General features: G+C 74.7%; 11 protein-coding genes. 5 read left to right on the top strand and 6 right to left on the bottom strand.

Features of this window, described 5'->3' with window-relative positions; translation table 11 throughout:
• Positions 1–127: 127 nt before the first annotated feature.
• The 4 genes from ahcY to efeB all read left to right on the top strand — a co-directional run bounded on the left by ahcY (position 128) and on the right by efeB (position 5,225).
• Entirely contained in the window at positions 128–1,627 is a 1,500-nt protein-coding gene (ahcY, locus tag IF06_RS0112825; RefSeq protein ID WP_013474110.1) for an adenosylhomocysteinase, read from the top strand.
• 189 nt (positions 1,628–1,816) lie between these two features.
• Positions 1,817–2,746 (top strand): iron uptake transporter permease EfeU, encoded by a 930-nt coding sequence (efeU, locus tag IF06_RS0112820; RefSeq protein WP_030271144.1) that lies wholly within the window; start codon positions 1,817–1,819, stop codon positions 2,744–2,746.
• A gap of 29 nt (positions 2,747–2,775) precedes the next feature.
• A complete protein-coding gene (efeO, locus tag IF06_RS0112815) occupies positions 2,776–3,906 on the top strand; it encodes an iron uptake system protein EfeO (RefSeq protein ID WP_030271142.1) in 1,131 nt (376 codons plus the stop codon).
• Complete coding sequence (efeB, locus tag IF06_RS0112810; protein ID WP_030271141.1) at positions 3,903–5,225, top strand: iron uptake transporter deferrochelatase/peroxidase subunit; 1,323 nt, start codon at positions 3,903–3,905, stop codon at positions 5,223–5,225. Before efeO ends, efeB begins: the two co-directional genes overlap by 4 nt.
• Positions 5,226–5,232: 7 nt before the next feature.
• On the opposite strand, the gene IF06_RS0112805 is transcribed toward efeB, so the two are convergent.
• Positions 5,233–6,195, bottom strand: coding sequence for an RDD family protein (locus IF06_RS0112805; protein WP_232236672.1), 963 nt, complete (start codon positions 6,193–6,195; stop codon positions 5,233–5,235).
• A gap of 41 nt (positions 6,196–6,236) precedes the next feature.
• Here IF06_RS0112805 and IF06_RS0112800 point away from each other — a divergent pair, with 41 nt between their 5' ends.
• Positions 6,237–7,190 carry a stage II sporulation protein M gene (locus IF06_RS0112800; protein WP_030271138.1) on the top strand — a complete coding sequence of 318 codons (954 nt, stop codon included), beginning with the start codon at positions 6,237–6,239 and terminating at the stop codon, positions 7,188–7,190.
• On the opposite strand, the gene IF06_RS0112795 is transcribed toward IF06_RS0112800, so the two are convergent.
• The 5 genes from IF06_RS0112795 to IF06_RS0112775 are packed head-to-tail and all read right to left on the bottom strand — an operon-like array spanning position 7,168 to position 12,200.
• Positions 7,168–8,478, bottom strand: coding sequence for a DUF58 domain-containing protein (locus IF06_RS0112795; RefSeq protein WP_013474115.1), 1,311 nt, complete (start codon positions 8,476–8,478; stop codon positions 7,168–7,170). The two genes, IF06_RS0112800 and IF06_RS0112795, sit on opposite strands and share 23 nt — an antisense overlap.
• Positions 8,475–9,452, bottom strand: coding sequence for an AAA family ATPase (locus IF06_RS0112790; protein WP_013284206.1), 978 nt, complete (start codon positions 9,450–9,452; stop codon positions 8,475–8,477). The genes IF06_RS0112795 and IF06_RS0112790 overlap by 4 nt, the downstream gene beginning before the upstream one ends.
• Entirely contained in the window at positions 9,449–10,750 is a 1,302-nt protein-coding gene (locus IF06_RS0112785; RefSeq protein WP_030271136.1) for a DUF4350 domain-containing protein, read from the bottom strand. Before IF06_RS0112785 ends, IF06_RS0112790 begins: the two co-directional genes overlap by 4 nt.
• Positions 10,747–11,358, bottom strand: coding sequence for a DUF4129 domain-containing protein (locus IF06_RS0112780; RefSeq protein ID WP_013284208.1), 612 nt, complete (start codon positions 11,356–11,358; stop codon positions 10,747–10,749). Before IF06_RS0112780 ends, IF06_RS0112785 begins: the two co-directional genes overlap by 4 nt.
• The gene (locus tag IF06_RS0112775; protein ID WP_030271134.1) at positions 11,355–12,200 is read right to left on the bottom strand and encodes a hypothetical protein; all 846 of its coding nucleotides are present in this window, start codon (positions 12,198–12,200) and stop codon (positions 11,355–11,357) included. Before IF06_RS0112775 ends, IF06_RS0112780 begins: the two co-directional genes overlap by 4 nt.
• Positions 12,201–12,313 lie beyond the last annotated feature (113 nt).

The raw sequence follows: 12,313 nt of genomic DNA, 5'->3' as shown, positions 1-12,313 counted from the left end.
CGACCGACCGCCCCGTGCGCTGTCCGCCGACCGGCCGATTGCGCGGTCGGCCAACCGGGCACGGGTCGAGTGGCCCGCGAGCGTAAGGTGGAAGGCTGCGCACCACCATCGTTCGACAGGAGCTTCCATGACCAGCACCCTCCCGGCGGCCTCCAGCGGCGCGTCGTCGCAGGCCCGGCCGAGCACCCTCGCCGAGGGCGACTACAAGGTGGCGGATCTGTCGCTCGCCGCGTTCGGGCGCAAGGAGATCCGGCTCGCCGAGCACGAGATGCCCGGCCTGATGGCGATCCGGCGTGAGTTCGCCGAGGCCCAGCCGCTGGCCGGCGCCCGCATCACCGGTTCGCTGCACATGACCGTTCAGACCGCCGTCCTGATCGAGACCCTTGTCGCGCTCGGCGCGCAGGTCCGCTGGGCGTCCTGCAACATCTTCTCCACCCAGGACCACGCCGCCGCCGCGATCGTGGTCGGCCCCGAGGGCACCCCGGAGGCCCCGGCCGGCGTGCCGGTCTACGCCTGGAAGGGCGAGACGCTGCCGGAGTACTGGTGGTGCACCGAGCAGGTGCTGGCGTGGCCCGACGGGCAGGGCCCGAACATGATCCTGGACGACGGCGGCGACGCCACCCTGCTCGTCCACAAGGGCGCCGAGTTCGAGAAGGCGGGCGTCGTGCCGCCGGTCGAGTCCGCCGACTCCGAGGAGTACGCGGTCATCCTCGAACTGCTGCACCGCTCGCTGGCCGAGGACGGCCAGCGCTGGACCCGGATCGCCGCCGGCATCAAGGGCGTCACCGAGGAGACCACCACCGGTGTGCACCGGCTCTACGAGATGCACCGCGCCGGCACGCTGCTCTTCCCGGCCATCAACGTCAACGACTCGGTGACCAAGAGCAAGTTCGACAACAAGTACGGCTGCCGCCACTCGCTCATCGACGGCATCAACCGCGCCACCGACGTGCTGATCGGCGGCAAGATGGCTGTCGTCATGGGCTACGGCGACGTGGGCAAGGGCTGCGCCGAGTCGCTGCGCGGCCAGGGCGCCCGGGTCGTGGTGACCGAGGTCGACCCGATCTGCGCGCTCCAGGCGGCGATGGACGGCTACCAGGTCGCCACGCTCGACGACGTGGTGGAGCAGGCCGACATCTTCATCACCGCGACCGGCTGCTTCGACGTCATCACCAACGAGCACATGGCCCGGATGAAGCACCAGGCCATCGTGGGCAACATCGGCCACTTCGACAACGAGATCGACATGGCCGGCCTGGCCAAGCGCAGCGACGTGACCCGGGAGAACATCAAGCCGCAGGTCGACGTGTGGCGCTTCGACGACGGCCACGCCATCATCGTGCTCTCCGAGGGCCGCCTGCTGAACCTGGGCAACGCCACCGGCCACCCGAGCTTCGTGATGTCGAACTCGTTCGCCAACCAGACGATCGCCCAGATCGAGCTGTTCACCAAGACCGAGGAATACCCGATCGGCGTCTACGTGCTGCCCAAGCACCTGGACGAGAAGGTCGCCCGGCTGCACCTGGACGCGCTCGGCGCGAAACTGACCACGCTGACCAAGGAGCAGGCCGCCTACCTGGGCGTCTCCCCGGAGGGCCCGTTCAAGTCGGACCACTACCGCTACTGAGTCCCACGCTCGGAGAAGGGACCGGGGTCGGCCGCCGTGCGGCCGCCCCGGTCCTTTTTCGCGTACGGGGGGAGTCCGGCGGATGTCGAACCAGGTGACGTTACCCGGATCGGCTTGACGTTTGCTGTGAACAGGAGCAAGGTATGGCTGCCCTAAGTTAACTGAGGCAAGCCTGACTACGGAGTATCCATGTTCGCCACGTACCTGATCGGCCTGCGCGAGGGCCTGGAAGCGACCCTCGTGGTCAGCATCCTCGTCGCCTTCCTGGTCAAGTCGCAGCGCCGGGACCGGCTGCCGCAGGTGTGGGCCGGCGTCGGCCTGGCCCTGGCGCTCTCCGTCGGCTTCGGCTCCCTGATCCAGTACACCTCCACCTCGCTGCTGCGCACCTCCGAGTCGCGCGAGCTGTTCGAGGCGGTCACCTCGGTCGCCGCCGTGGTCTTCGTGACCTGGATGATCTTCTGGATGCGCCGGGCCGCCCGCACCATCGCCGGTGAGCTGCGCGGCAAGCTCACCGACGCGCTCGCCGTCGGCTCCCTGGCGGTCGCCGGCATGGCGTTCCTCGCGGTGATCCGCGAGGGTCTGGAGACCGCGCTGATCTTCTATGCCGCGGCCGAGAGCGCCGCCGGCGGAACCGGGCCCGGCTCGCTGCTCGCCCTGGCCGGCGGCATCGCCACCGCCGTCGTGATCGGCTTCCTGCTCTACCGCAGCGCGGTACGGATCAACCTGAGCCGGTTCTTCACCTGGACCGGCGCGCTGCTCATCCTGGTCGCGGCCGGCATCCTCAAGTACGGCGTGCACGACTTCCAGGAGGCCGGCGTGCTGCCCGGCCTGAACGACCTGGCCTTCGACATCTCGGGCACGCTCGACCCGGGCTCCTGGTACGGCGCGCTGCTCGCCGGCATGTTCAACGTCACCGCCGCGCCGACGGTGCTGGAACTGGTCGCCTGGGTCGCGTACGCGGTGCCGGTGCTCGTCCTCTTCCTGCGCAAGCCGGCCAAGCCCGCGAAGCCGGTGCAGTCCGCCGAGCCGGTGCAGTCCGACGAGCCGGCCGCCGACACGTCCGCCGAGACGTCCGCCGCGCCGGCCGACGCCGCCGCCGTTCCGTCCCCCCGCTCCTGACCCGCCCGTTTCCGAGGAGACCCCGCACGATGCGTACCACTCGACTCGTCGCGCCCGCCGCCGCCGGGCTGCTCGCCGTCGCCGGACTGACCGGCTGCGGGGGCGGTGACGACGCCGACGCCACGAACGGCGGGCCGATCGCCGTCAAGGCCACCGACAGCGTCTGCGAGGTCGGCGACACCGAGATCGACGCCGGTCAGGTGACCTTCAAGGTGACGAACACCGGTTCCAAGGTCAACGAGTTCTACGTCTACGCGGCCGGTGACCGGGTGATGGGCGAGGTGGAGAACATCGCCCCCGGGCTCAGCCGCGAGCTGCGGGTCGAGCTGACCGCCGGCACGTACGAGACGGCCTGCAAGCCGGGGATGAGCGGCCGGGGCATCCGGGGCGCGCTGAAGGTCTCCGGAACCGCCGCCACAGTCGCCCCCGACGCCGCGCTGACCCAGGCCACCGAGAGCTACCAGCGGTACGTGCGCAGCCAGACCGCCGCGCTGCTGACGAAGACCGAGGAGTTCGTGGCGGCGGTCAAGGCGAACGACGTGGCCAAGGCCAAGGCGCTGTACCCGGTGGCCCGCACCTACTGGGAGCGGATCGAGCCGGTCGCGGAGAGCTTCGGCGACCTCGACCCGAAGATCGACGGCCGCGAGGAGGTGGTCGAGGAGGGCATGGAGTTCACCGGCTTCCACCGGATCGAGAAGGACCTCTGGACCACCGGGGACGTCAGCAAGGACGGCCCGATCGCCGACCGGCTCCTGGTCGACGTGAAGGCGATCGTCGCCAAGGCGGACGCCGAGAAGCTCACCCCGCTCCAGCTCGCCAACGGCGCCAAGGCGCTGCTCGACGAGGTCGCCAGCGGCAAGATCACCGGCGAGGAGGAGCGTTACTCGCACACCGACCTCTGGGACTTCAACGCCAACCTGGAGGGCTCGAAGGCGGCGATCGCGGCGCTGCGCCCGGCGCTGGAGCAGCGCGCGCCCGACCTGGTGAAGCAGCTCGACAGCGAGTTCGCGAACGTGGAGGCAACCCTCGGCAAGCACCGGGACGGCGACGGCTGGAAGCTGCACACCCAGCTCGGCAAGGCCGAGCTCAAGGAGCTGTCGGACGCGGTGAACGCGCTGGCCGAGCCGGTCAGCAAGGTCGCGGCGGCAGTCGCGCGATGACCGGCCCGGCCGGTGGTGACGCGACGAGCGAGCCGAACCACGAGCGGACCGGTCGCGGCCTGTCCCGCCGCCGGGCGATGACACTGGCCGGCGTCGGTGTGGCCGGCGTCGCCGGGGTGGCGGGCGGCGCGGGTGCGCTGCTCGCCGGCGGGAACGAGGCCTCAGCCACCGGCTCCGCCGCAGGGTCGGTGCCGTTCCTCGGCGAGCACCAGGCCGGCATCACCACCCCGGCCCAGGACCGGCTGCACTTCGTCGCGTTCGACGTGGTCACGAAGGACCGGGACCGGTTGGTCGCCATGCTCCAGGAGTGGACCGCCGCCGCGGCCCGGATGACCGCCGGCAAGGACGCCGGGGTGATCGGCGCCGTCGGCGGCATGCCCGAGGCCCCGCCGGACGACACCGGCGAGGCGCTCGGACTGCCCCCGTCGCAGCTCACCCTCACCGTGGGCTTCGGGCCGACGCTGTTCCGCGACGCGCAGGGCCGGGACCGCTTCGGCATCGCCGCCCGCCGCCCGGCCGCCCTCGCCGACCTGCCGCACTTCGCCGGGGACGCGCTCAGGTCGGAGCTGTCCGGTGGCGACCTCTGCGTCCAGGCCTGCGCCAACGATCCGCAGGTGGCGGTGCACGCCATCCGCAACCTGGCCCGGATCGGCATGGGCGTGGTGAGCGTCCGCTGGTCGCAGCTCGGCTTCGGGCGTACCTCGTCGACGTCGCGGGACCAGGCCACGCCGCGCAACCTGTTCGGCTTCAAGGACGGCACCGCCAACCTCAAGGCCGAGGACGCGGGCCTGCTCCGCGACCAGCTCTGGGTCCAGCCCGGTGACGGCCCGGAGTGGATGACGGGTGGCTCCTACCTGGTCACCCGGAAGATCCGGATGCTGATCGAGACGTGGGACCGCAGCCCGCTGGCCGAGCAGGAGATGATCGTCGGGCGGACCAAGGGCAGCGGCGCGCCGCTGGGCCTCCGGGACGAGTTCGACGAACCGGACTTCGCCGCGAAGGGCGACGACGGGGAGCCGCTCATCGCCGACACCGCACACGTACGGCTCGCCCACCCGGACGCGAACAACGGCGCCCGCCTGCTGCGCCGCGGCTACAACTTCGTGGACGGCTCGGACGGGCTGGGCCGGCTCGACGCCGGTCTGTTCTTCATCGCCTACCAGCGGGATCCGCGCCGGCAGTTCGTGCCGATCCAGACCCGGCTGGCCCGCAACGACGCGATGAACGAGTACCTGCGGCACGTCTCCAGCGGCCTGTTCGCCTGCCCGCCCGGCGTACGCGACGCCGCCGACTGGTGGGGACGAGGGCTGTTCGGCTGAGCCCGGCTCAGCGGCGTACCGGATCGGGGGCGGCCTCCGGCGCCGCGGACCGCAACCGGCCGACGGCCGGCGCGGCGGGACGCAGGGTGGCCGGCGCGACGGCGTGCGGCACCGCGGCCGGGACCAGCTCCGGCCAGAGCGTGGCGGTGACCGCCCGGGCGCGGCCCAGCCGGAGCGCGGCCCGGCGCCCCCGCTCGGCCAGCACGGCGGACAGGTAGACCCAGTCCGGCGCGGACCACGGCGGAGGCGGCGAGGTGACCGCCGCGGCCTCCACCCACAACGCCCGGCCCAGCCGGGAACGGTCCGGCTCGGCGAGCTGAGGCAGCCGGTCCAGATACTGCCGGACGGCCAGCGCCAGCCCGTCGTCGAACCGGGTCAGGTCGAGCGTGGTCGCCCAGGCCAGCAGCGGCGGCGGAGCCGGCGGCAGCGGCCGCCACAGCGCGGCGCCTCGACTGTGCACCACGAGCGTGCCGGCGACCAGGTCACCCAGCCGGCGGCCGCGCGGGTCGGTGAGCATCACCGTGACGCTCGCCGCCCAGCTCAGCAGCGGCAGCACCAGCCCGGGCCACTCCACCGCGACGCCCACGAGCGCCCGGGTCAGCGACTGGCCCACCCCCACCGGGCCGCCGTCGGCCCGCACCACCCGCAGCCCCACGGCCAGCTTGCCCACCGTCCGGCCACCGGCGAAGCGCTCCATCACCACCGGATAGCCGAGCAGGACCAGCACCAGCAGCACGACCTGGAGCGCGCCGGCCAGCGCGGCATCGAGGACGTCGCCCAGCAGGGCGAGCGCCACCATGGCCAGCACTGCGCCGAGCAGCAGGAACAGCACGAGCTGGATCACGGCGTCGATCAGCAGGGCGAGCACCCGGGAGCCCAGCCGGGCCACCCGGACATCCAGCTCCACCGCCTCGCCGCTGACCAGACCGGCATCGGCCCAACTGGGCGGTGGGGGAGGTTGCGCGCGCACCCCGACAGTGAACACCATGGACGCCGAACGGGGGAGGGTGAGTGGATCTCGACGCGTACGTGGCCGAGCACGGCGCCGAATGGCGGCGGCTGGAACACCTGACCGGCCGGCGTCGCCTCGACGCGGCCGAGGTCGACGAACTGGTGGCGCTCTACCAGCGCAGCGCCACACACCTCTCCGCGCTGCGCGCCCGGGCACCCGAGCCGACGCTGGTGAACCGCCTGTCCCACCTGGTCCTCGCCGCCCGGGCCCGGGTCACCGGCCGCCCCCGGCCGTCCTGGGCGGCGGTGGGCCGGTTCCTGGCCGCCGACCTGCCCGCCGCCCTCTACCGGGCCTGGCCGTGGTGGTGCGGCGTGGCCACGGCGTTCAGCGCCCTGAGCGCCTTCCTCATCTGGTTCGTCGCCGGTAACCCGGACACCGCCGCCGCGTTCGTCGGCCCCGAGGCGGCCCGGCAGCTCGTGGACTCCGGTTTCGCCGGCTACTACACCGAGTTCGCCGCGCCCACGTTCGCGTTCCACCTGTGGACGCACAACGCCTGGCTGGCCGCCCAGTGCCTGGCCGCCGGCGTCCTCGTGGTGCCGGTCCTCTGGCTGCTGTGGCAGAACGCGCTGAACATCGGCGTGGTCGGCGGCGTGATGATCTCCTACGGCCGGGCGGACGTCTTCTTCGGCATGATCACCCCGCACGGGCTGCTGGAGCTGACCGGCATCTTCGTCGCCGCCGGGGTCGGACTGCGGACCGCCTGGGCCTGGATCGCCCCGCCCGCGCACCTCGGGCGCGGCCGTGCGGTCGCCGAGGCGGGACGGCTCGCCGTCGTGGTCGCCGCCGGCCTGGTCGGCCTCTTCGCGGTCTCCGCGCTGATCGAGGCGTTCGTGACCCCGGCGCCGGTGCCGATCCCGCTGCGGGTGGCCGCCGGCGCCGCGGTGTGGCTGGCCTTCCTGGCGTACGCGCTGGTGCTCGGCCGGCGCGCGGTCAGAGCTGGCCGAGAGACTTGAGCCGCAGATAGGTGTCGGCGACGGCCGGGGCCAGCCGGTGCCCCGGTACGTCCACCACAGTCACGCCGTAGCGCGACAGGGCGGCGCGTACCCGGTCCCGTTCGGCCAGCGCCCGCCACGCCGACGCGGCCGCGTACGGGTCGTCCGGGCCGGCCGGGGTGGCAGTGGCGAGCCGGTTCAGCACCGGGTCGCCGGCCGCGGCCAGCACCACCCGGTGCCGGGTCGCCAGCCGGGGCAGCACCGGCAGCAGCCCGTCGCCGATCGCGCCCGCCTCCAGCGCGGTGAACAGCACCACCAGGCTGCGCTGCCGCTCCCGGCGCAGCACCTCGGCGGCGATCAGCTCGAAGTCGGTCTCGGCCAGCGCGGGCTGCAACGGCGCCACCGCGTCGACCAGCCGGGCGAGCAGCGCCGGACGGCCGCTGCCGGTCACCCGGGCCCGGATCTCCGTGTCCGCCGCCAGCAGGTCCACCCGGTCACCGGCCCGGGCGGCGAGCGCGGTGAGCAGCAGCGCCGCGTCGATGGCGGTGTCCAGCCGCGGCTCGTCGCCGAGGCGTACCGCCGACGTGCGGCCGGTGTCCAGGACGCAGACCAGCCGCCGGTCGCGCTCCGGGCGCCAGGTGCGCACCAGCACGTCGGCGCGGCGGGCGCTGCCCCGCCAGTCGATCGAGCGGACGTCGTCGCCCACCGCGTACTCGCGCAGCGTGTCGAACTCGGTGCCGTGACCGCGCCCCCGGGTCACCTGCACGCCGTCGATGACCCGCAGCCGGGCCAGCTTCTCCGGCAGGTGCCGGCGGGAGTCGAAGCGTGGCAGCACCCGCAGCGTCCACTGTGGCGTGGCGGGTTGCCCGGCGCGCTGCCGGGCACCCAGGCGCATCGGCCCGAGCGAGCGTACGGTCAGCGCCACCGCCGGCCGGTCGCCGCGCCGGGTCGGGGTGAGCCGGACCGGCAGCGTGGCGGTGCCACCGGGCGGCACGGTGAGCAGGCGGTCCGGCGGCACGTCCGGGCGCGCCCCGGCCGACGGCACCCAGGCGTCGCGTACCTGGGCGTGGAGCGTGCGATCGGTGGGGTTGGCCAGGTGCAGCGTGACGGTGGCGGTGCCGCCGAGGCGGACCGTCCGCTCCCCGGACCGGGTCACCGTGAGCGCGTCCGGCGGGACCGCCATCGCCCGGTCGAGCAGCACCAGCAGCAGCACCGTCGCGGTCAGCACGGCGACGCCGAGGAACGGCGCCGGCCAGGCCGGCAGGGTCAGCGCGCCCGCGCCGAGCAGCAGACCCGCCCGCCAGGTCATCGCGGCGTCGGCACGGTGGCCAGCACCGAGTCCAGCACGGCGTCCACAGTCACGCCCTCCAGTTCCGCCTCCGGACGCGGGCGCAGCCGGTGCCGCAGCGTGGGCCGGGCGACCGCCTTGACGTCGTCCGGGGTGACGTGGTCGCGGCCGGCCAGCCAGGACCACGCCTTGGCGGCGTTGAGCAGCGCGGTGGCGCCCCGGGGGGACGCGCCCAGCTCCAGCGCCGGAGCGGACCGGGTGCCCCGGCACAGGTCCACGATGTAGCCGAGCACCGGCTCGGCCACGTGCACCATCCGCACCTCGGCCCGGGCGGCGGCCAGGTCCGACGCGTCGGCCACCGGGCGTACGCCCGCGGCACGCAGGTCGCGCGGGTCGAAGCCGGCGTGGTGCGCCCGCAGCACGCCCAGCTCCTCCTCGCGCTCCGGCAGCGGCACAGTCAGCTTGAGCAGGAAACGGTCGAGCTGCGCCTCGGGCAGCGGGTAGGTGCCCTCGTACTCGACCGGGTTCTGGGTGGCCGCGACGATGAACGGGTCGGGCAGCGGGCGGCGCTCGCCCTCGACGGAGACCTGCCGCTCCTCCATCACCTCCAGCAGCGCCGACTGCGTCTTGGGCGGGGTGCGGTTGATCTCGTCGGCGAGCAGCAGGTTGGTGAAGACCGGCCCCTCCCGGAACGTGAACGCGGCGGTGCGCTGGTCGAAGATCAGCGAGCCGGTGACGTCGCCGGGCATCAGGTCGGGGGTGAACTGCACCCGCTTGGCGTCCAGGTCGAGCGCGGCCGCCAGCGTCCGCACCAGCAGCGTCTTGGCCACTCCCGGTACGCCCTCCAGCAGCACGTGCCCCCGGCAGAGCAGGGCGATCACCAGGCCGGTCACCACCGCGTCCTGCCCGACGACGGCCTTGGCGACCTCGGCGCGCAGCCGGTGCAGGGCGGCGCGGGCGCCGGACGGGGCGGTGGTCGTGACGGGTCCGGTCACCGGGTGTCTCCTTCGCTGGGATGCGGGGCCAGGGTACGGGTCAGGACGTCCAGTTCGCGGGCCAGCTCCAGCAGCTCGCGGTCCTTCTCCGGGGCGGGGCCGTAGAGCAGGTCGGCCACCCGTTCCGGGTCGGCGCCGGCGCGCTCGGCGACCCGGGCGGCCACCTCGTCGTCGGGCGTGCCCGGGGGCAGGTTGAGCCGGGTCGTCAGCCGGTCCAGCGCGGCGTCGCGCAGCGTCGCGGCGACGGTGTCCCGGGCGCCCGCCTGGCGGTAGAGCCGCGCCCGGCCGCGTACCGTCTCGGCGGACCGGACGGTCACCGGCAGCGGCTCCGACACCGGCGGCCCGAGCCGGCGGGCCCGCCAGAGCACCACGAGCAGGCCGGCCAGGGCGAGCTGCACCAGGAGGGCCCAGAACCACTGCGGGAAGGCGCCCCAGAGCGGGTTCTCCCGCGGCGGATCGGCGCGGTCGGGCGGGTCGGGCCGTTCCGACCTGCCGCTGCCGGCCGGAGCGGGCTCCTCGGTGAACGGCTCCGGGGACCAGCTCGGAGCGGTCGGGGCCGACGCCGGCTCGGGCAGGTCGAGCCAGACCAGCGGGCGGTCGCCGCCGAGCAGGCCGGTGGCGAGGGCCTCGTTGCCCCACTCGCCGATCCGGTCGTTGCGGAACGGGTCGCTGGCGCCGGCCAGCACCACCTCGACCCGGCCGGGGACGCGCAGCAGCGCGCCGCCGTAGCAGTGGTCCACCTCGGCCGGCCCGGCGTACCGCTGGAGGTCGATCGCGGCCGTGCCGGCCCGGACCGCCTCGGGCAGCGGGCAGGGCGTGCCGTCGGCGTCCGGCGGCACCGCGCGGGCGGCCCAGCGCCCGCCGGCCGGTTCGACAGGGGTGTCCAACTCGGCGAGCACCCGCCGGGACGGCTCGACGAGCACCAGCCGGCTGCCGGGCGGCAGGGCGGTCAGCCCGTCGAGCAGGTCCGGGTGCACCAGGCCGGGCGCGGGCACGAACAGCGTGCTCGGCCCGGCCCCGGCGGTACGCAGCGCCGCCGCCAGATCCGTCTCCCGGCGTACCGGCACGCCCTGCGTCCGCAGCGCCTCGGCGAGCCGGCTGGCGCCGTCGTCGTCGGTGGCGACCGGGGACAGGAAACCGGGCTCGTCGGCGTCGGGCCGGTCGACCGCGCGCAGCACGAGCGTGGTCACGATCAACAGCACTGCGAGCCCGAGCGGGACGATCAACCGGTACGGACGCCGGCGCGGCGCCGCCGTGGCCGCCGCCGTCACGGTCTCCGGTACGACTGTGGCCGTCACCGCGGTTCCTCCCCGGTCAGCTCGCGGCTCAGGTCGGTGGCGAGTTCACGCATCCGCCGGTCGTGCGCGGCGGTCGCGGGACGCTGGGCGTACCAGAGGTCTGAGAAGATCGCCCCGGCCGCGTGCAGCGTCGGCCGGACCTGCGGCCGGTTACGGGCCGCCGCCTCGGTCAGCTCGACGACGGTGAGCCCGGGGCGGGGTTCCACCACCTGCCGGACGACCAGCAGCCGGACCATCTCGCGCAGACGCTCCCGGACCGCCTCGGCGTACCGGCCCTCGGCCGCCAGCCGGTCGGCCGGCCCGAGCCCGCCGGCCGGCACGGGTTCCGGGGTCCGGGGCGCGGGCAGGCGTACCGGCGGCGGATCGGTGCGCTTCCGGCTGCGCCGCCGGAACCGGGGCAGCCGGAACCGGGGCAGCCGGAACCGGGGCAGCCGTGGACGCCGCCACCGGGGGAGACTGAACCGGGGCAGCCGGCGGGGCACCCAGGCCGGGAAGAAGTACCAGCCCAGCGCCGCCAGCAGCGCGACCGCCAGCAGGATCAGCGCGACCAGCGGCAGCGGCACCACGTCACCGAGGGCCGCGACCGTCTCGGTCCACCACCGGCTCACCGGTGCGCCGCCAGCAGGACCGGCTCGGGCACGTCGGCCGGCGCGCGGGAGAGCCGGATGTCCAGCCCTTCGGTGCGGATCCGGGTCTCCAGGTGCAGCACCGCGTCCAGGCAGGCGAGCGCCGGGTACGCCAGCGCGTTCACAGCGGTGAAGGCGGCGATCGTCACCGGCAGCGCCCAGGCCGAGACGTCGAACAGGCCCAGCATGGTGAGGCCCTGGTAGAGACCCAGCCCGATGCCGAGCCGGATCAGCCACCAGCCCAGGTAGCCCAGCAGCCGTATCGCGGCGGCCCGAGCGCTGACCCGGCCGGCCAGGCGTAGCGTCCGCCAGGGCACCAGGTGCGCGGGCACCCCGTCCAGCACCAGGACCGGCACCACCAGGCCGAGCAGCGCGTACGCCGGGAACCAGCCCGGCCCGGTCAGGCCGGCGGCGGTGACGGTCAGCCCGACCAGGACGGCGGCCGGCAGTGCCGCGCCGAGCCGGGCGCCGCGCAGCAGCTCCGACGGTGCGGGACGGCGCCCCAGAAGCGCCGCGCCGGCGCCGCGAGCCGCAGGGGCGCCGAGCAGCGCGACGATCGCGGCCTCGGTGCCCGCGCCGGCCGCCAGCAGCAGCCAGTACGCGGGGAGGGAGTCGCCGAACTCCGCCGGCCACCAGAACGGCGGTTCGGTCCCGGCGAGCATCCGCAGCGGGTGGAGCACCGCCTGTTCGGCGAGGGCCAGCAGCAGGGCGAGCGGGACGAGCACCCGGGCCTGGTCGCGCAGCAGCAGCACGGCCGCGTCGAGCAGCTCGCCGACGGTCAGCGGACGGCGCGGCAGCACCGCGGTCGGGCCGGCGTCGGGCACGCGTACTCCTGGGCGGGGCGAGCGGAGGTGGCGGGCGGGGCGACGCCCGGGGGATCATGGTTGCACGGCGGGTCCGCATCCGGTGGACCCGTCCGCCCCGGCGCGCCACGCTG

Source organism: Micromonospora globosa, assembly GCF_000717585.1.
Lineage (GTDB): Bacteria > Actinomycetota > Actinomycetes > Mycobacteriales > Micromonosporaceae > Micromonospora > Micromonospora aurantiaca.
Note: the sequence above shows the minus strand (reverse complement) of the source record. Positions and strands in the feature narration are given on the sequence as shown.

Bases quoted from the DNA above. Each gene is read 5' to 3' on its own strand.
- efeU (WP_030271144.1), top strand. From the start codon at position 1,817: ATGTTCGCCACGTACCTGATCGGCCTGCGCGAGGGCCTGGAAGCGACC.
- ahcY (WP_013474110.1), top strand. From the start codon at position 128: ATGACCAGCACCCTCCCGGCGGCCTCCAGCGGCGCGTCGTCGCAGGCC.
- efeO (WP_030271142.1), top strand. From the start codon at position 2,776: ATGCGTACCACTCGACTCGTCGCGCCCGCCGCCGCCGGGCTGCTCGCC.
- IF06_RS0112795 (WP_013474115.1), bottom strand. From the start codon at position 8,478: ATGACCTGGCGGGCGGGTCTGCTGCTCGGCGCGGGCGCGCTGACCCTG.
- efeB (WP_030271141.1), top strand. From the start codon at position 3,903: ATGACCGGCCCGGCCGGTGGTGACGCGACGAGCGAGCCGAACCACGAG.